Genomic DNA, 17,726 nt, shown 5'->3' on the forward strand with positions numbered 1-17,726 from the left:
CGCTCCACCCGCTCGGGTGGAGCGGCGCTTCTTCTTTTCCCGGCGTAGCCTCTGGTTCGCCTCAGCAAACCGCTGAGGCGAACCAGAACCTCCATGTCCCGTCAGGGCCCCGCCGTGACCTGTCCGGGTCCGGGGTGGTCGGCAGCCGGTGCGCCTGGCGCAGTTTCGCCCAGGCCGCGTCACCGTCGGGGGCGTCGCACTGGTAGGTGATCTCCTCCACTGTCATGCCCAGGTCGTCGAAGCGCCCGTTGACGCCAACCGCCTGGTCGTCTGCGGCCGCGGCCAGCGCCTCGCCGGGCGCCGGCGTGCCGGCCCAGGCCTTCTCCCCCAGTGCCGCGGTCAGGGTCGTGGCGTCCTGGCCGGAGACGCCGCGGAACCGGCGAGTGTGGTTCTGCCCCTCCCCGAGGGTCAGGCCGGGGATGAGCAGGCTCGACGGGTCAACCATCCGGTCGGCGACGGCCTCGCGGGCGGCCTCCCATCCCTCGGTGCGCCTGTGGCCGGTGACGACGCGTCCTGCCCAAAGAGTGTCGTCACCGGCGCCGGGCTCTGCCCGCCCCATCTGGGCGGGGCAGGTGTGGTCGATGCTGGCGCCGGTGACGGAGTAGAAGCGCCCGCAATCCGGGCACTGCTGGGCGTCAACGCGGTCGAGCTTGTGGGCGACCTCGCGGGAGAAGATCGAGCCGGCTGAGCCGTCGAGCATCCGCTCATAGACGTCCCTGGGGGCCCGCCACCCATAGGTGGACCCGTCGTGGGTCGTGGCGTACAGGGTTGATTCGCGGTCGCAGTAGCCGATCTCCTGAAGTGCCCGCGAGTGGATTGCCGCGGGTTCGGTGCCGGCCCTGCGCTCTGTTTCGGCAGCGAGCTCAGCCATGGAGCCGAACTCGTTGAGCGCGAAGTTGGGGTGCTCATTGCCCAAGACCCATGAGACCTGGCGGCGGGCCGCGGCTCCCGCCTTGTCGTCCATGCCCAGGGGCTCGACAGCCCAGGCCCCGCGGTCGTTGCGGGATACCCGGCACCAGCCGGCGACGTGCCCGCCATCCAGGGAGGCCTGGACTGGGATGTCGAATGTTGTGACCCCGGTGTCGGCCATGCGCTCCAGGGCCGCCACGGATGGCATGCGGAGCGTCCCGGCCCCGCCCTTGTATGGGTGCTGGATAGTCTTGACGCCGCCGATGACCATGTCGATTTTCGGTGCTGGCCGGTCGAGGTCGATTGGTGCAGTGCGTAGGGCGTCGGCCCAGAAGTGGCGCATGTGCCCGCGGTGCTCGCGGGTGATCGTGGTTGCGGGTGTGGCGCCGGTGCGGGCTATGCGTGCGGCGCGCTCGCTCAGTGTGGCGGCGGGCGGTGAGGCCACGCGGCCGGCGTAACGCCCATGGTCATCCCTGCGCCAATCAGATTCGCGGTATGTGCGTTTGGTGCTCATGCCCCTCTTCTGTGCGGGAAAGAAGAGGGAGCGTCGTTCACCCCTGCCAGACGGAGCCGGGGGCGACGTCGACGGCGTCGATCAGGCCCCCGGCAGCGATGGAGGCCACCAGGTCGGCCTCCGTCGACGGGTCGATGACGATCACGTTCCCCTCGGGGAGGGGCACGTCGGTGTAGGGGCGGTGGAAGGTCCCCACAACGTACAGGGGTGTCTTGTGCTCCCAGGTCTGGACTTCGGTGATGGCCCGGGCGCCTCGGGCGGATAGGGCGTAGCGCGCCGCATCTGGCATGGCCTGCACCGGCTGGTCGGCCCAGGCGTGGTCGGTTGCGGACGCCACGAGCCGGCGGGCCAGGTCGTGGCGCGCTATGTAGGCCGCCACCTGCCCCTTGGCCGCCTCATCCGGGTAGCCGGGCGCCAGAGAAGCGATGACGTCGGCCGGGGAGTCGAAGACCGCGAGGTCTCCGCCGGCTTGGCGGGCCGCCAGGTAGATGGGTGCCGGGGTCGTCTGCCCGCGATTGATGATCTGCATGAGTTTGTTCTCCTTCGCCCGTTACCGGGCCTATGTTGTGGCTGTTGTTCCTGGTGGTGGTCGGATGTGCCTCAATCTCAAGCGGGGTCACCGAGGCCGAGCAGGTCGGACGCCACACTCTCCAGATCGGTCTCCTCGACGAGGATCCGGTAGGCCACCTGCCCGGCCGGGCTCCAGCGGCCGAGCAGCATGCGCGCACTGGGCTGGCCCGCAAGGCCATCGCGCAGCATCTGCACCACAACCCCCGCCGGCGCCAGGTCCTGATCGACAGCCACGTGAATGCCGTCGCGGCCACAGCGGCTCACGGCCACCGCCGCGTAGTCCGTGACGGCCACGACCGCCCTGTCGGCCCGGACCAGCACGTCGGGCCCCAGCAGGGTCCCGAGTGTCATGGTCACGAGCCGCGCGTCCCCCCGGATGAGGGCGTTCTCCCCCTCCCCCAGACCGTCGGGTGCGGGCAGGTCCAGGGCCTCGGACAGGTAGCGGCCCGCCGGGGCGGAGGGGCTGAGCATCATGACCTTCGCCAGGGTCGGCGGGGTCATGTGCAGGATCATGACCGTCATCGGTGTCCTCCTCTACTTGGAGTCGCAGTTGCTGGTTGCTCCAGTAGTGGACGGACGCGGACGGTAGATATGCGGCTACTTCTCAATCGCCCTGCTTGCGCTGCTTCCTGAGGCTGGCGCGGGCGGCACTGACTGCCAGGTCGTGGGCGGCCTTGGCCGCACCCTTCAGCTCTCCCGGGTCACCGCCCGGGTCACCGAACCCGCCCTCCCGCTCAAGGCGAGAGCTCCGGGGATCGTAGATCTCATCGTCGTCCAGGGTCGGGACAAGCCGATCAATGTCCGAGTTTGCCGGTTCAGGGTGCGGGTTCTGTGGCACTCCCCTGGCTAGTAGCCACGACCGTAGAGCCTCCGTGTCGGTGTAGAAGCCCTTGATGACTCGCGGGCGCTCACCCTCGATCTCAGCAACGCCTACGCCCCGTGCGGCATCCTCATCGGTACGGATCCATTCGGGTACGCGCGGCACCGACCTGGGATCCAGGAGGGCGTGCCCGCGAGCCGTGTCATTGGGGTTAGCCCCCAGAAGGACCCGGTTCGCCAGGTTTGTCTTCAGGGGTACGGATACGCCGGTGTTGGCCTGCGCCATCTGTGTTGACAGGGCGACGCGGATGCCCGTGAATCGCATCTCCGCTGGCAGACGCGTCACCGTGTTGATCAGGGTCTGAGTCACGAGATTCGCGGATACTGCCGCGGTCACCAGAGGGTGGTCCTTGGGAATGCCCTTGGGGACGGGTTCCAGGGCGAAAAGCGCTGCAACCTCATCGACGACGACCAGTAGCGGTCTGGGGCGCACTGGCTCGGGTAGCTCCTGGATCTTCTGCACTCCGTGCTCTTTGAGCAGGTCTGCGCGCCGCAGGCCTTCCTCGTAGACGAGGCGCAGGACGGTTACGGCCTCTTCCTGGGAGTCGCATCCCCAGCCTCCGGGCCGGCACAGGTCCCGGCACCAGGTGAAGTCCACGGCCTTGTGAGGCACGTCCGCGACGGCGAGTTCCCAGCCGCGGGCGAGGCAGGAGGCGATGAGGCAGTTGATGAACACGGACTTGCCGGATCCGGCGGTGCCCGTGGTCAGGAGCCCCGGTGTGGCGTCGAAGTCAAGCTCGACCAGCTGGTTGGGTTCGCCCGGGTCCCCCAGGCGTACAGCGAGTGGCAGCCGCCAGATATCTTCTGTCTCGGCGTCGTATGGGTAGGGGATCGCTGGTGGGAAGGTCGGGAGCTCCCCGGGGCGTATTTGGGCGGTCAGGGCCGCGGCGTCGGTCCGGATCCACCAGCCGGGGTGGCCGATGATCGTGGTGACGACCTCTTTGAGTCGTCGGTCGTGCTTCGAGGGCACATAGGTGGTCGGCAGCTCTACGTCGAATCCTCCGCCGTCGACGCGCGTGACCTTGACTTTCCAGGGCCTGAGCGACACGGACAGGGCGGACGCCAGGGCGTCACGGGCCCGCAGTTCCTCGGCGTCCAGGCGCCCCATGGTCGCCCGGTGCCCGTAGGGGTCGAAGTCGATCATCGTCCACCCCTCCCCCGGATACCGGGACTCATACATCCGCTCAAGCAGGGAGGCCTGGGCCGCCCCATCGGAGGGCTTAACGGTGTCGGGCAGCACCACAACCCGAGAGTCCGAGACCATTGCGACCTGGACAGCCGGAGCGAAGTAGGCGCGAGCGGCCTCGACGTCGATCCCGGTCAGCCGCCAAGTCCCACCCATACGCTCGGACAGCCTCGCGGACACGGCCCGCTCAAACGCCTGGGTGTGGATATCGGGGTCGAACCCCTCGGGGAGTGCAATGGGCTGTATCGTTCGCCCGCTGGCGACCTCAGTTTCGTCTCGCGTGTCGGTCATACCCAGTTACTGACGCTCGGGCCCAGGCACGGGGTACATGCAGCACGCTTCGGGTGGTTGCCGACCACTACGGACAGTATGAGACCCAACGGAGAAGACTCTGTCGTCGAGGTCGTGGAGGTCGAGGGGCATGTCCTCGCCCTCGACCCCGATCTGCCCATCGATGTCCTACAGGATGTTCTGGCGGTTCCACCGAGCCCGATCCCGGTGATGCCAACTGGCACAAGAATTCTGCCGGAGAACGCGACCACTCATGCTGGGGTCCAGGCCACAATCACGTGGTACCCCGCCACCAGAAAAGTCACTTTCGAGCTTCCTGCACGGCCGGAGCAAACGGTTCCCCTGGCGGGGTTTGCCCGCGCCTATGCCCGGGCAAGGCGAGACCAGGCACACGAGCTGTTCCATGCGGTGATTCGGATGGAGCGGACACTCCGAGTCGCGGCACAGGCCGGACTCGCGCACGCCGACCTGAAGGGTCCCTTCTGGGACACCCGGACGGGCACAGCCACGCTCGGCATCTATCTCGCCGCCCGGGATGTCTGGGCGACCATTGTCGCGACCACGCGGCACCACCACGGACAGGTGGCCGTCGCCATCGGTGAGGCAGTACCGGTGACCATGTCCCTTCGTCAGGCCGCCAAGTCCCTACAGGCCGGTGCCCGCGTCGAGGCCAGGCCATGACGACCCCAGCAATGACCACCGGCGCCCTCATGCAGGCTCTGCGCAACCACTACATCCCGCCGTCCAGGGCAGGTCAACCCGGCGGTGTGCTCGCAACCGAGGTCGCCGTCAACGGCTCCTACGGTGGCGGGCGCCGCTGCGACGCCCTGTGGGCCGGATTCACTTCCTCGTCCGGACGCATTCTTATAGGCCACGAGCTCAAAGTCTCCCGTTCCGACTGGCGGGCTGAACTCGACAAGGCCAACAAGGCCGACACCTGGGCTGACGCATGCCATGCCTGGTACATCGTTGCACCCTCGACCGCGGTAGTGCCGCCTGAGGAGATTCCTGCCGGCTGGGGACTCATGATCCCACCCGCCAGCAGCCGGGCCAGGCGTATGCGCGTCATCGTCAAGGCCCAGGTGAAGGCAAACCATGAGCCGCCCTGGTGGGCTGTGCGGTCCCTGATGGCCCGGCTCGACACCCTGGCCCAGCAGGAGCGTCAACGGGCGGTTCAGGCGCTCGCTGACCAGGAGGTCGCGCGGGCGCGCAAGAAGTGGGAGCAGCAAGCTCGCATGTCACCCAGGTTGACTCCCGAGCAGCGGTGGCGTCTTGAGACTTTGGAGGACCTGGAGCGTGCTCTGGGGTTGACGATCGACAGATACGCGAGCTGGCACGACACCAACAATGTCTCTCCCGACCAGCTGAAGTCCGCCCTGGAGCTGGTCACCACGCTCCAGAGCCTGGCCTGTACGTCCGATCTTGGGGAGATCCTCACCCACCTGATCCGGGAGATCACACGGACGAAGAACGCGCTTGAAGCAATCGCCGGAGAGTTCCCGTCTCTGGTTAAAGAGGTTGGTCCGTCCACTACTGGACAGTGACAGCCAACCGCTAAGGAGGACGAACAATGACCGCTCACCCATACGTCACGGCCAAGGCCCGAGCCTGGATGCTCCGAGCCGGCGGGCGCCCGCAGGACGCCGCTCAGCTGGCCCGGTGGGCTCAGATCGCGTGGCACGCCAACCGCCTGGGTATGTCCGGGGTGCAGAACCGTGGCGTGATTGTCGCCGCCGACGGCACTCTGCTCGCTGAGACGCGTCTGTGCGGGCGCAGGCGAGGGGTCCGCGCCCAGCACGTCTCCCCGGACGACATGGAGCGCATCACCGGCAGCTCATACCCCACGGTGGCCGACATGGCCATGGGACGGATCCGCCACGCTGTCGGCCAGCCGGTCGCCCACGCCAGGTTCAGCGAGCTATGCGAGGGCCCTAGCGAGGCGGATGTGGCCGACAAGTGACCTGACCAGACGTGGATTCTCGGCTGGGATGCACGACGCCATTGAGGAAGGAGAGATTCCCTGTGGACGCGGAAAGTGACGAACTGCTTGACCGCTTCGCCGCGCGGCTAGCTGGGCAGACCCGCGAGAACTACCGCACCGACCTCGCACCATGGTCACGCTGGCTCCAGGAACGCAACATTGCCCTGCTGTCGGCATCCCGCGACGACGTCGAAAACTACCTGGCCGAAAGGCGGGACGCCGGGCTGAAACCCCGCACGATTTCAACGATCATTGGGCACCTGCGGGGATTCTACCGGTGGGGATTGGAGGAGCGGTTGATCCCCGCTGATCCGACGGCTCTGGTCCGCGGTCCTGCCCGCGGACGTTCCGAAGCTCGTGTCTGGCTCGGCTGGGGCGACCTGGCTCGTCTCCTCGAGGTATCAAGGGAGTGGTTCGGCGGAGAGCTTGCGGCGCACGTGCATTTATGGGCGCTGTCGGGCCTGCGCCCCGGTGAGCCCCGAAGACTGCGAGTTGAGGACCTCGCAACTCATGACGGGGCCACGACCCTGGCGGTGGAGGCGACCAAAACCCAAGGCAGGGCCAGGATCGTTCTGCCCACGGTCACATCCCGCATTCTTCAGGACGTTGTTGCTGGGCGTCGACGGGGCGTGCTTCTGCTCAACCCCCGCACCGGACGGCCCTGGACGAAGGGGGCCGAACGGGGCAGGTTGATCCGACTCCTGAATGAGGCGGGACTCCCACCGGTGACACCCTACGGGCTTCGCACGACATTCATCACTTTGGCCTTGGATGCGGGGATTCCTGAGCGTGAGGTCATGATCGGGGCCCGTCACGCATCATCTGCGCAGACTGCTCATTACGACCGGCTCCGCACCCGCATGACAACGCCCGTCGGTCCGCGTCTGGTGCAAGCGCTCCAAGACCGCAGGAGCCATTGACCTCTTTTCCCTATGACGGTCATTCCGTCCACTACTGGGGTACCAACCGACAGAAAGGCATAGACGTGCAGGACGGAATTGATCTTCTCAGGCTTGCGCGAGCGCTCGGCTGCGCCCGCCGCTATCCAGGTGACGATGTCGCTCGTGTCAGCGCCATCAACGACGTGATCGCCGGAGCCCGAGCTCGGCTCGGTATCCCGGCCGATGTCGACATGACCCGCCCGGACCTCAGCATCCCGAACGACCTGAATGGCGTGGAGTTGGAGGTATACGACCTCGTTGTGCGCGTCGCCGTCGAGGACCATCAAGCCCCGACCGAGCAGTCCAATATTGACCAGCACAGGCTGCGGGTCGCTGGTCTACTGTGTGACCTGGTTGCTCTCGGGGCCTCGCCGGCCCTGCGTTCCGGGGAGGTCCAGTGAGAACCGCCGGGCAAATTCTGCTGTACCTCGCTGCGATCGGCCTGGCATGGACCTTTGGAACGCCCGTATTCAGCGCCTTTGCCGACGCACCCCCGACCGCGCAGGGACAGATCGTCACGGTCCTGACGATCGCTCTGCTGGTCCGCGGTGCCATCCGGGTACTCCGCCGGCGGCACCGCGAGACCATGGTCGTGTCCGAGAGACAGTCTACGTCGGCTGTTGCGGTCACGGGCCCCGGGCCGTTCGACCGGTGGGTGGACGCCCAGCTGGCACCGGGCCAAGATCGTGAGGAGCTGACCAAGCGGCTGGCGCCCTTGTGGAAGTAGCACCAGGGGACAGCCGTCATCAATGACGAGGCGAGGGCGCGTCACGAGGCCGCACACGCAGTCGTCGCCGTGGCCGTCGGCTTCACGGTCATCGGCGCCAACATACACATAAGCGGACACGACGGCGGCTGCGTCGAGAGCATCCCGCCCCTACCGAGCCGCGGGCTCGGACCCGACGTTTGGGACACGCTGACCATGACTGTGGCCGCGAACGTCCTGGACCAGGCTGAGGGCCGGCACCACTACGGGGCATCCCAGGACATCCAGGCGGCCGAAACCCGTGCTGCGGCACTGCTCTCCACCGGCTACGTCCCCGTCGGCTGCGAGGCCTTCCTGACGGTCGGGCAGGCCGTCGCGTGTGCGCGGTCCAGGGCCGACCGGATCCTCTCCCGTCGGCTGATCCAGGTGGATGCGCTCGCACAGGCTCTGCTCGCCAGGGGGCACCTGGACGGACGGGAGGTCCACGCCCTGCTCGCTGGACAGCAGTCAGGTGGTGGGTCTGACGGTGACTCGCAGTAGCGGCGCGTGCCAGTCCGTCAGTGCCTCGCTTGTCGCTTGTAGACCCGACACCGTGTTTGGGCCTTGGGGGTCGGTCTGTCGCCAGTCCCCGTCACCCTGGCGCTCCCAGTAGTCCCCCTGGGAATCCAGGACGATCACTCGGCCGGTCTCATCGGGCTGAAGGGCATCGAGCATCCGGGGGTCGTCTTCCGGCAGAGGCTCGTCGTCGATGTCGAGGACCCGCCAGTCCTCCAGGTCGCCCGTGGCGGGATCAAATCCCGCCCGGGCAGCACCGTTGAGGTCAAACTCGCGTGCCCTGGGCTCGTGGGCGATCCCGTAGCCCCATAGTGCCTCCGCCATCCTCATAGGCACGCCGCCACATCCTGGTGGTGTGGGGAGACTCGCGGCTGGCGGCGCCGCAAGCTTGGACACCCACCTGCCGTCCAGGCCACGCGGGTGCTGTGACTCATCATGGGTCACTCTTTGGCCCTCCTGTCTCGCCGGGACCGCCAGGTCGCCATGTCGATACGTCCGTTGTCGTCCTGGGGCAGTGCCTGTAGAGCCCGCGGGTCGAGGTCGTCAGCGATTGGGTGGGCGAAAGCGTCCCATTCGTCGCTGGCAGTGCCGTACCGCTCTTCACCGCCGTCCGCTCGGTGGACGATCAGGCCCCCGACAGCGACGGTCCCCACGGTCCGGCCGTCCTGGGTTTGAAGTTCGACTTTGCGGGCATTCCGATGCTGGTCGATGGCGGTCAGCGCGTCATCTATGAGCCGCATGCTGGCCTGAGCATGTGCCTGGCGGGTCTGCTCAACAGCCTGGGTCGCCTGCTCCCGGTTGGGGCCGTCGAATTCCACCTTGTGGAGTACACCGATCATGCTTTGACGCGAGGCGATGGAATCCAGGGCTTTCGCCGTCACCGGGATCCGCCGGGGCGTGTCGGTGATGACATCGCCGGTCCGGATGTCCCAGATCTCATTGATCGTCAGATTCTCTCCCCGGACTTTGAGACTGGCTCGTTGGCCGGGCTTCATGGTCTCGCGGACCAGGCTGTCCGTCTGGGCGACCTCAGCGTCTATCACGTCGTCGACAGCGTCGTACACGGCCTGCCGATCGGTGTTTAGCGTGCTGGCGTCGACTACACGCGGATTCATCTTCTGCGCAGGTGGCTCTGGTAGCGATGCGGCAGGGGCCCCAGCCGTCTTCGTTACCCAGCGGCCGTCGGCGCCCCGGGGATGCTGGGCATCCTCGTAGTTACTCATGTTGGATGACATGCGGACCGGCCCCTACTCACCAATACTGTCCATTGAGGTCATACAGGGGCTCACGGTCGTACACGCCTTCCTCAGCGTTGCGCCGGTGACGCGCGAACACGTCGCCCTCGATCGGACGCGCCTCCTTGGCGACCGGCGAGTCCTCGCCATCACCGACCATGGCGCCCGGAGCCGCCTGGACGGTGACTCCCGGGCGCATGATCCACACCTGGGCGCCGTCGTCTGCGCGAACGATCCCGGCCCACGCGTACACGGTTGTGCCGGGCCCGGCATGTACCGTGGCTCTCCTGCCCAACACGCTGGCTTCCGCGGCGTCAACCAGGTCTGCGTGAGCATCGTCGTAGAGGTCCACCGACGCCGCGTCACCAGCAAGTACGTGGGCGTGCCCGTGAGCGATGAGGCGCACCTTGTCGCGGGCCTCGAATCGGCCATCAGCGTCATCTTGCGTTCGGCATATCCCCCTGCCTGTGGCGACTACCGTTGCGAGCGTAGACGGCAAGGTGGCCTCGCTTGCAGGGTCATGGACTTCCACCGTGTCGCCGGGCCCGAGTTCGCTCCCATGACGTGCCATGAACCAGTTGATTTCCGGCTGAGACAAGGTCAGGGCTCTGGGGCGGCGCTCTATCCGCAGCGTCCTGCCTGCCGGGCCGGGCAGACTGGCCGCCGGTGGTGCCGCTTGCTTAGCCGTCCACTTGCCGTCGGTGCCGCGGGGATGCTCGTGCTCCTGATAGCTACTCATGCCCCCCTTCTGTGCGGGGCAGGTGCGGGTCAGACACGGAGGTAGGTTTGCCCCGGGACCTGCACGTTCTGAGAAGCCAAGTGCTCGGCGACGTCGACGGACCATGAGGAGTCGTCCTCGGAGGGGTACACGCCTGGCAGGTCCTGCACGTAGTGGCGAGGAAGTCCTAGTTCGCCGTCGGTTGCCACAAGTTCCGCCAGATGCCCGCCTTCAACGGCCAGCGGCTGACCGGTCTCGTGGATTAGCACACCGTCGTCCTGGACGTCGAGGTGACCGGCTCCCTGGCGCTCAGCTTCCAGGCACAGGGCCGTTGTGGCAGCGGATGCGCTGGCATGGAGGCGCTGGACTGCGCGGTCGTAGGCGGTTCGTGCCTCGTCCACGCGGTCTCCGGCCGCAACCGTCACCCGGTCGTGTCCACGCCAGGGATCCGTTATGCCCAGGTACGGCGGTGTGTCCACCTGCCCGTCGATGCCGTCCACGACGTGGTTGAGCGTGTGCTGTAGGGCCTCCTTGTCCACGGTCACGCCCGCGCGTACCTGAAGGTCTTCGATAACCAACTGGTCATCGTCGTTGTTGGCGACAAGGCGGGCTTTCAACGCGCCAGCGCGTTGGAGTTCGCGCTCGACGAGTGCGCGCCGCAGAGCCTTCTCCCGGCGCTCAACTGACGTCAGGCTCTTGCTAAGGGCCTCGAGCGTCTCCGGCGCGGAAAGCTGAGCCAGGCTGGTCCTGACGACGCCGGTCTTCAGCCGTGCCGACCTCCTGCTTTTGGTGGCCCGCGTCGGTGCCTGGTCCTCTAGGCTTGCGGCTGGTGCGGCTGCGGGCTTGTGCCGCCACCGCCCGTCCTGGTTACGCGGGTGCTGGGCCTCGTCATACTTGCTCATGCCCGTGTCCTGTGCGGGGGCAGAGCACCGGTTGAAGTGTGCTGTACCCACACGAGGTGGGGTGTGGCGACTTTGCGTCCACCTTCGCTGTGACGTCAGGTGAGAATCAGTGCAGTCGCGGCTTCAAAGTAGCCACATTCCGACAGTCAGCGCTCGTCTCCATCGAGCGGCTAAACCCGGGTATTTGGCGCCATCTCGTAGTAGGGCATTTGGGGTCAACCCGCTCCGGAGTGTTGTGGGTTCGAGTCCCACCGGAGGTACCGAGGAACGGCGCTGTCTCAACGAAAGACGGCGGTCGTGCCCAGTGCGGACACGAGGGAACAAGCCGCAACTCGGCGGTTTGCTCGACGGTTTGAACCTTTGACACGCCGCGCTTGCAGGCCCGGAAGGGCAACTCGTGCGGTCGTGGTGGTCACAGTGCTCTGCTCGCCGAGTGTCTGACGGACGGGGCGGCGGAGCGCCCAAGGTCCGGGACGCTGGGGCGCCGTCCCGGCGTGCACGAGGGCGGAGCCGACCGTGAGCGTGAGCGGGCTGGGGAGTCTGCTACGCCGGTTGGAGGTTAACAACGCCACTTAACGGCCTGCTGTATACCTCAGAGCCCTTCAGCAGGCCGTTAACAGGCGTTGTTAACCCCGAAGTGGCGTTGCAGATGTCCCCGCTCCCGGAGATGGAGAGGCCGCAGCCAAGCCCCGACGCGGCGACCCCCGCACGGCTCACCGCATTCTCGCCGGGTGCCCGCCGGTGCGCACAGGACAAGTGTGGCCCTGTAACGCACTATGCGTCACAGGGCCACATGGCCAGTGCGGGGCAGAGATTCTGCCGTTCGTAGGCTGAGGACCGGACCGGGCCAGCTACTCCTACCTGCGCTGCCGCCATCCCCTTACCAGAGCGACATTGCGCATAGCCGCGGCATCACACCCGGTAGTCGCTGCGCTCCCCCACCGTGTGCACGCGGATGGAGTTAGTGGAGCCGGGAGTGCCCGGGGGCATGCCCGCGACGATGATCACCTCGTCGCCCGGCTGGGCCAGGTGCTTGGCCTGAAGCACCTCATCGACCTGGTCGACCATGTCATCGGTGTGCTTGACCTCGGGCACCTCGTATGTCTGTACACCCCAGGAGACGGAGAGCTGATTGCGGGTCGAGCGCAGCGGGGTGAAGGCCAGCAGCGGAATAGTTGAACGTAGGCGGGACAGGCGGCGCGCCGTATCACCGGACTGGGTGAAGGTGACCAGGTAGGTGGCATCGAGCTGCTCGCCCATCTCGGCAGCGGCACGGGTGATGGCGCCGCCGCGGGTCTGCGGGTAGGAGCCCAGCGGAGCGATGCGCTCGCCGCCGTTCTCCTCCACGTTCTCAATAATGTTGGCCATGGTGCGCACGGCCTCGATCGGGTAGGCGCCCACCGAGGTCTCCCCGGAGAGCATGACGGCATCGGCACCGTCGAGGATCGCGTTGGCGCAGTCGGAGGCCTCCGCGCGGGTTGGCCGCGGGTTCTGGATCATCGACTCCAGCACCTGGGTGGCGACGATCACCGGCTTGGCCTGGCGGCGGGCGAGCTCGATGGCGCGCTTCTGCACCAGCGGCACCGCCTCCAGTGGCATCTCCACCCCGAGGTCGCCGCGAGCCACCATGATGCCGTCAAAGGCGGAGACGATGTCCAGCAGGTTCTCCACCGCCTGCGGCTTCTCGATCTTGGCGATCACCGGGATGCGTACGCCGACCTCGTCCATGATCTCGTGGACGTCCTTGATGTCGTTGGCATTGCGGACAAAGGACAGGGCGATGAGGTCAGCGCCGATCTTGAGCGCCCAGCGCAGGTCCTCACGGTCCTTCTCCGACAGGGCGGGGACGGACACGGCCACGCCCGGAAGGTTGATGCCCTTGTGGTTGGAGACGTAGCCAGGAACCTCGACGCGGGTGACCACGTCGGTGTCCGTAACCGCTGTGACGCGGACGGCCACGTTGCCGTCATCGATCAGCAGGCGGTCGCCGGGACGGCAGTCCCCGGGCAGCCCCTTGAAGGTCGTGGAGACGCGCTTGACGGTGCCCAGCACGTCATCGGTGGTGATGGTGAACTCGTCGCCCTTGTTGAGCATCACCTTCTGGTCATCCACGAAGTTGCCCAGGCGGATCTTCGGACCCTGCAGGTCCACCAGGATGGCGACGGCCCGGCCCGACGCCTCAGCAGCGGCACGCACGCGGGCGATGACCTCCTCCTGGTCCTCGGCGCGGCCGTGGGAACGGTTGATGCGGCATACGTTCATGCCGGCGTCCACGAGCGCCTGCACCTGTTCAGGAGAATCGGTGGCGGGCCCAAGGGTGCATACGATCTTCGCTCTGCGCATGGGCCAAGCCTAATTGACTACCGGCCCGGGCACGAGCAACCGACGCACTTGCCGCCCGGTTGGGACCGTCATCACCGGGGCTGCGCAGTGACCTCATCGTGCAGGGGGCGACGTGACAGGACGGTGAAGCAGGCCAGCCCGACCAGGAAGATGAGGATTGATGTCCACACGTTCAGCCGCAGTCCGGCAATGATGTGGGCGTCGTCGATGCGCAGGCACTCGATCCATACGCGGCCGGCGGTGTACACCATCAGGTAGGCCCAAAGCAGCCGTCCACCCACGGCGCCGTCGCGGCGTCGCAGCCGCCGCTCCAGCCAGATCAGGAAGGCTGCGCCGGCCAGGTTCCACAGGGCCTCGTACAAGAACGTGGGGTGGAACAGGGTGCCGGAGGCGTACCCGGGCGGAAGGTGCGCATCGTCGATCTGCAGTCCCCAGGGCAGCGTGGTCGGGGAGCCGAACAGCTCCTGGTTGAACCAGTTGCCCAGCCGGCCGATGGCCTGCGCTACCAGCAGCGCCGGGGCGACGGCGTCGGCGAAGGGCGCCCAGCGCAGCCCGCGGCGGCGCAGCAGCCAGGCGGCAGCGAGCGCGCCGAAGAAGATGCCGCCCCAGACGCCGAGTCCGCCGCGCCAGACCTGCGGGATGAGCGCCGGGTTACCATGTGCACCGAAATACGCCTCCGGGGAGGTCACGACGTGGTACAGCCGCGCCCCCACAATGCCCCAGGGCACGGCCAGCAGGGCGACATCGAGCACCTGGTCCGCTCCCCCGCCCGCGGCACGGTAGCGGCGGTCGCTCCACCACACGGCGACGAACACCCCGGCAAGGATGCACAGCGCATAGGCGCGCAGCGGCAGTGGTCCCAGCTGCCACACCCCGCGGGCCGGACTGGGGATGGAGGCCGCGAGCACCGCGGCGGGGGCGAGGGAGGTGACGGGCACTTACGGCGCCTCTCGGTAAGTTGCAGGAAGGAGCGCCGGATGGCTGCCCGCGGCAACCAGCTCGGCAACGAACTGTTGGGGGTCGGCGGAGCGGATGACCGCCTCACCGACGAGCACGACGTCCGCCCCCGCGCGCGCATAGCTCATTACGTCATGGGGCCCGCGCACACCCCCGGCGGCAATGCGGGTTACGGATGCCGGCAGGACCTGCGCCACCCGCTCGAAGCGGGAGCGGTCAACTTCCCGGGTCTGGGGGTCACGGGCGTCCACGGAGACGAGGCGCGCACCCGACTGCACGGCCTGGACGGCCTCGCTGCGCGAGTGCGCCTCCACCACGGCCGCCATGCCCAGGGACTGGGTCCGGTCGATCAGCGACTCCAGGATCAGGGGCTCGAGCCGGGCGTCGAGCATGAGCAGGTCGGCACCGTGGGCGCGCGCCTCGTGTACCTGGTACGGGGTGACGATCACGTCGTTGACGAGGACCGGCACCTCGACGGCGGCGCGCACGGCGTCCAGATCGGCCAGGCGGCCGTGGGAGCGGGCCGGCTCGGTCACTACCGAGACGCAGGCGGCCCCGCCGGCGGCGTAGAAGCCCGCCAGAATGGCGACGTCGCCTACGCCGGAGAGATCAGCGAAGGTGGCGGTGGCGCGCTTGACCTCAGCGATGACCGACACCGCTCTCCCCTCGCCGCGCAGCGCGGCGAGGGCGTCACGGCAGGCCGGTGCCGCGCGCACGGCCTCCTTGAGCTCATCCAGCGGGACGTGGTGCTCGCGCACGGACACGCAGGCACGCGCCGTCGCGGCGAGCTCTTCGAAGCTGTTCACCCGGTGGTCACTCCCTCCGCTCCTCATGGTTCCCGGCGAGGGGGCGCTCAGGCAAATCTGTCCGGCTAGAGGGACGCTCCCCCGCTCGGGCACCCAAGTCACCACCTGCCAGGAAGCAGGTGCGCTTACCGGTGTGGCAGGCGGCGCCGACCTGGTCCACCTCAACCAGCAACGCGTCTCCGTCACAGTCCAGAGACACCGCCTTGACGTACTGGTAGTGGCCGGAAGTGTCGCCCTTGCGCCAGTACTCCTGCCGAGACCGGGACCAGTAGGTCACACGGCCCTCGGTGAGGGTGCGGTGCAGCGCCTCATCGTTCATCCACCCGAGCATGAGGACCTCGCGGGTGTCGTACTGCTGGACGACGGCGGCAACCAGGCCGTTCGCATCCCGCTTCAGCCGGGCAGCGAGCTCCGCCGGCAGGGGCGAAACCGGGGATGAGTCCCCCAGGTGCGGATTACTGGGCTGCGCTGGAGTGTGGGAGGAAGTCACTGCGCAATTCTCCCACGGCCGGGTGCGCCGTCGGCCACCGTCATCCGGGCGGGCCCAGGAGAGGGCCCAGATAGACCCACATACCCGGAAGGTTGCGCAGCAGGGCGAAGACACCCGCCACTGCGAACACCGCAACGGCCTCACGCGGGGTTAGCAATGGGCGCGGCTTGCCACGGCAGCGGCCGATGATCCAGCGCAGTAGCACTGCGGCACCCGCGGCCAGAACCACCAGGGCAAAGGGGTTGTACCCCGCAGCCGCCGTCAGGTCGCCGTGCAGGAGCGCCCGGGTTGCGCGCGTGCCACCGCACAGGGGGCACCACAGTCCGGTCGCGCGGTGTACCGGGCACAAGTCCATTCCGTCCCGGCCAAGGAGTCCGGATCCGATGATCAGTGCTCCGGGCAGGAACGATATGGCCACCGCCGCGCCCATTAAGACGCGGCGGCGTGTATCGACCTCGAGAACTCCGGAGAGTTGGTCATAGCTCACAAGACGGACGGGTCACCTGTTGAGGAGCTCTGAGTACGTGCCGGTGGCGAAAGCGATAATCATCGACACGATGGACAGCGCGCCAAGAATGATGCCGGCGATCGACATGCCCTTGTTGCTGGCCCGCCCCTCATTAGCGGCCTGGATTCCGAGGTAGCCCAAAATGGCGGCGGGAATACCGGTGAAAATCCCGCAGCACAGGACGGAGGCGATCCCCAGTCCCAGGGCCCATCCACCGAGGTTGTTCTTCTCGGTCGACGGCATCATCGGGTTCATGCCGTAGCCGGCGGGCTGGTTGTAGCTGGGAGCCTGGTTCTGCGGGGCCTGCCCTGCCGGGTAGCCCTGATTGTTCCCGGGGTTCTGGTTGGGGTCATAGCTGGTCATATATCTGCCTTTCCTAGTGTGTCACGGATCGTAACACGAGGACTCGGCTCGAAAGTATGGGGAGAATTACCCATCCTGGACCGGCCTGGTTGCCCAGTGGCTCAGCGCACCGGGTGGCCGGCCGCCTGCAGCGCCTCCTTGGCCTGCCCGATAGTCATGGTGCCGTAGTGGAAGACACTGGCGGCGAGGACCGCATCGGCACCGTGGTCGGCGGCAGCGGCGAAGTCATCGGGCCGCCCGGCGCCTCCGGAGGCGATCAGCGGAATGCGCACGGCGCGGCGCACCGCGTCGAGCATCTCCAGGTCGAAGCCACCGGTGACGCCATCGGCGTCCATGGAGTTGAGCAGGATCTCACCGGCGCCGAGCGCGGCAGCACGCGCCGCCCACTCGACGGCGTCTATGCCGGTGGAGCGGGTGCCGCCGTGGGTGGTCACCTCATAGCCGGAGGCCGTGGCCACGCCCGGTGGGCAGCGGCGGGCGTCCACGGACAGTACTACGACCTGGTTGCCGAAGCGGGCAGCCACCTCCGTCAGCAGCTCGGGGCGGGCAATGGCGGCGGTGTTGATACCCACCTTGTCGGCGCCGGCCCGCAGCAGACGGTCGACATCTTCCACACTGCGGACCCCACCACCGACGGTCAGGGGAACGAATACCTGCGCAGCAGTAGCGGCGACCACCTCAAGCATGGTGGCGCGCCCCTCGGCAGAGGCGGACACGTCCAAGAAGGTGATCTCGTCAGCGCCCTGGGAGTCGTAGCGGGCCGCCAGCTCCACGGGGTCGCCCGCATCACGCAGACCGGTGAAGTTGACGCCCTTGACCACCCGACCGTCCTTGACGTCCAGGCAGGGGATCACGCGCACCGCAACACTCAT

The 17,726-nt window shown here is 67.4% G+C and carries 22 protein-coding genes; 7 read left to right on the top strand and 15 right to left on the bottom strand.

Annotation, left to right across the window (positions count from 1 at the left end):
- Positions 1-61 precede the first annotated feature (61 nt).
- The 4 genes from GZ998_RS03490 to GZ998_RS03505 form a co-directional block, all read right to left on the bottom strand.
- Positions 62-1,423 (bottom strand): KTSC domain-containing protein, encoded by a 1,362-nt coding sequence (locus GZ998_RS03490; RefSeq protein WP_219109041.1) that lies wholly within the window; start codon positions 1,421-1,423, stop codon positions 62-64.
- Positions 1,424-1,460: 37 nt separating this feature from the next.
- On the bottom strand, positions 1,461-1,952 hold the full coding sequence (locus GZ998_RS03495) for a hypothetical protein (protein ID WP_219109042.1): 492 nt from the start codon (positions 1,950-1,952) through the stop codon (positions 1,461-1,463).
- 77 nt (positions 1,953-2,029) lie between these two features.
- Positions 2,030-2,515, bottom strand: a complete 486-nt coding sequence (locus tag GZ998_RS03500) for a hypothetical protein (protein WP_219109043.1) — start codon at positions 2,513-2,515, stop codon at positions 2,030-2,032.
- Positions 2,516-2,597: 82 nt separating this feature from the next.
- Positions 2,598-4,349 carry an FtsK/SpoIIIE domain-containing protein gene (locus tag GZ998_RS03505; RefSeq protein WP_219109044.1) on the bottom strand — a complete coding sequence of 584 codons (1,752 nt, stop codon included), beginning with the start codon at positions 4,347-4,349 and terminating at the stop codon, positions 2,598-2,600.
- Positions 4,350-4,427: 78 nt separating this feature from the next.
- Here GZ998_RS03505 and GZ998_RS03510 point away from each other — a divergent pair, with 78 nt between their 5' ends.
- The 7 genes from GZ998_RS03510 (at position 4,428) to GZ998_RS03540 (ending at position 8,517) form a co-directional block, all read left to right on the top strand.
- On the top strand, positions 4,428-5,030 hold the full coding sequence (locus tag GZ998_RS03510) for a hypothetical protein (RefSeq protein ID WP_219109045.1): 603 nt from the start codon (positions 4,428-4,430) through the stop codon (positions 5,028-5,030).
- Positions 5,027-5,893 carry a hypothetical protein gene (locus tag GZ998_RS03515; RefSeq protein ID WP_219109046.1) on the top strand — a complete coding sequence of 289 codons (867 nt, stop codon included), beginning with the start codon at positions 5,027-5,029 and terminating at the stop codon, positions 5,891-5,893. The genes GZ998_RS03510 and GZ998_RS03515 overlap by 4 nt, the downstream gene beginning before the upstream one ends.
- A gap of 26 nt (positions 5,894-5,919) precedes the next feature.
- On the top strand, positions 5,920-6,309 hold the full coding sequence (locus tag GZ998_RS03520) for a hypothetical protein (protein ID WP_219109047.1): 390 nt from the start codon (positions 5,920-5,922) through the stop codon (positions 6,307-6,309).
- Between the two features lie 62 nt (positions 6,310-6,371).
- Positions 6,372-7,250 (top strand): site-specific integrase, encoded by an 879-nt coding sequence (locus tag GZ998_RS03525; protein ID WP_219109048.1) that lies wholly within the window; start codon positions 6,372-6,374, stop codon positions 7,248-7,250.
- A complete protein-coding gene (locus GZ998_RS03530) occupies positions 7,247-7,672 on the top strand; it encodes a hypothetical protein (RefSeq protein ID WP_219109049.1) in 426 nt (141 codons plus the stop codon). The genes GZ998_RS03525 and GZ998_RS03530 overlap by 4 nt, the downstream gene beginning before the upstream one ends.
- Entirely contained in the window at positions 7,669-7,998 is a 330-nt protein-coding gene (locus GZ998_RS03535) for a hypothetical protein (protein ID WP_219109050.1), read from the top strand. Before GZ998_RS03530 ends, GZ998_RS03535 begins: the two co-directional genes overlap by 4 nt.
- A 195-nt stretch (positions 7,999-8,193) precedes the next feature.
- Positions 8,194-8,517, top strand: a complete 324-nt coding sequence (locus tag GZ998_RS03540; protein ID WP_219109051.1) for a hypothetical protein — start codon at positions 8,194-8,196, stop codon at positions 8,515-8,517.
- On the opposite strand, the gene GZ998_RS03545 is transcribed toward GZ998_RS03540, so the two are convergent.
- From GZ998_RS03545 to hisF, 11 genes are all read right to left on the bottom strand, one after another.
- Positions 8,485-8,868 carry a hypothetical protein gene (locus GZ998_RS03545; protein ID WP_219109052.1) on the bottom strand — a complete coding sequence of 128 codons (384 nt, stop codon included), beginning with the start codon at positions 8,866-8,868 and terminating at the stop codon, positions 8,485-8,487. The genes GZ998_RS03540 and GZ998_RS03545 overlap by 33 nt on opposite strands.
- A gap of 104 nt (positions 8,869-8,972) precedes the next feature.
- The gene (locus GZ998_RS03550; protein WP_219109053.1) at positions 8,973-9,767 is read right to left on the bottom strand and encodes a hypothetical protein; all 795 of its coding nucleotides are present in this window, start codon (positions 9,765-9,767) and stop codon (positions 8,973-8,975) included.
- A 16-nt stretch (positions 9,768-9,783) separates the two neighbouring features.
- Positions 9,784-10,506: a hypothetical protein gene (locus tag GZ998_RS03555; RefSeq protein ID WP_219109054.1), complete on the bottom strand. Its 723-nt coding sequence runs from the start codon at positions 10,504-10,506 to the stop codon at positions 9,784-9,786.
- 29 nt (positions 10,507-10,535) lie between these two features.
- Positions 10,536-11,387 (bottom strand): hypothetical protein, encoded by an 852-nt coding sequence (locus GZ998_RS03560; protein WP_219109055.1) that lies wholly within the window; start codon positions 11,385-11,387, stop codon positions 10,536-10,538.
- A 912-nt stretch (positions 11,388-12,299) separates the two neighbouring features.
- Positions 12,300-13,730, bottom strand: a complete 1,431-nt coding sequence (gene pyk / locus GZ998_RS03565) for a pyruvate kinase (protein WP_161923969.1) — start codon at positions 13,728-13,730, stop codon at positions 12,300-12,302.
- 71 nt (positions 13,731-13,801) lie between these two features.
- Entirely contained in the window at positions 13,802-14,668 is an 867-nt protein-coding gene (gene lgt, locus GZ998_RS03570; protein ID WP_308807151.1) for a prolipoprotein diacylglyceryl transferase, read from the bottom strand.
- Positions 14,669-15,493 (bottom strand): indole-3-glycerol phosphate synthase TrpC, encoded by an 825-nt coding sequence (locus tag GZ998_RS03575; protein WP_308807152.1) that lies wholly within the window; start codon positions 15,491-15,493, stop codon positions 14,669-14,671.
- 7 nt (positions 15,494-15,500) lie between these two features.
- Positions 15,501-15,914 carry a phosphoribosyl-AMP cyclohydrolase gene (hisI, locus tag GZ998_RS03580; protein WP_162679570.1) on the bottom strand — a complete coding sequence of 138 codons (414 nt, stop codon included), beginning with the start codon at positions 15,912-15,914 and terminating at the stop codon, positions 15,501-15,503.
- A 109-nt stretch (positions 15,915-16,023) separates the two neighbouring features.
- Complete coding sequence (locus GZ998_RS03585) at positions 16,024-16,401, bottom strand: DUF2752 domain-containing protein (protein WP_237564325.1); 378 nt, start codon at positions 16,399-16,401, stop codon at positions 16,024-16,026.
- A gap of 81 nt (positions 16,402-16,482) precedes the next feature.
- The gene (locus GZ998_RS03590) at positions 16,483-16,854 is read right to left on the bottom strand and encodes a DUF4190 domain-containing protein (protein WP_161923967.1); all 372 of its coding nucleotides are present in this window, start codon (positions 16,852-16,854) and stop codon (positions 16,483-16,485) included.
- A 101-nt stretch (positions 16,855-16,955) separates the two neighbouring features.
- The gene (gene hisF, locus GZ998_RS03595) at positions 16,956-17,726 is read right to left on the bottom strand and encodes an imidazole glycerol phosphate synthase subunit HisF (protein WP_162679539.1); all 771 of its coding nucleotides are present in this window, start codon (positions 17,724-17,726) and stop codon (positions 16,956-16,958) included.

Origin of the sequence: Actinomyces sp. 594 (assembly GCF_019325145.1) — a bacterium.
Taxonomy (GTDB): Bacteria; Actinomycetota; Actinomycetes; order Actinomycetales; family Actinomycetaceae; genus Actinomyces.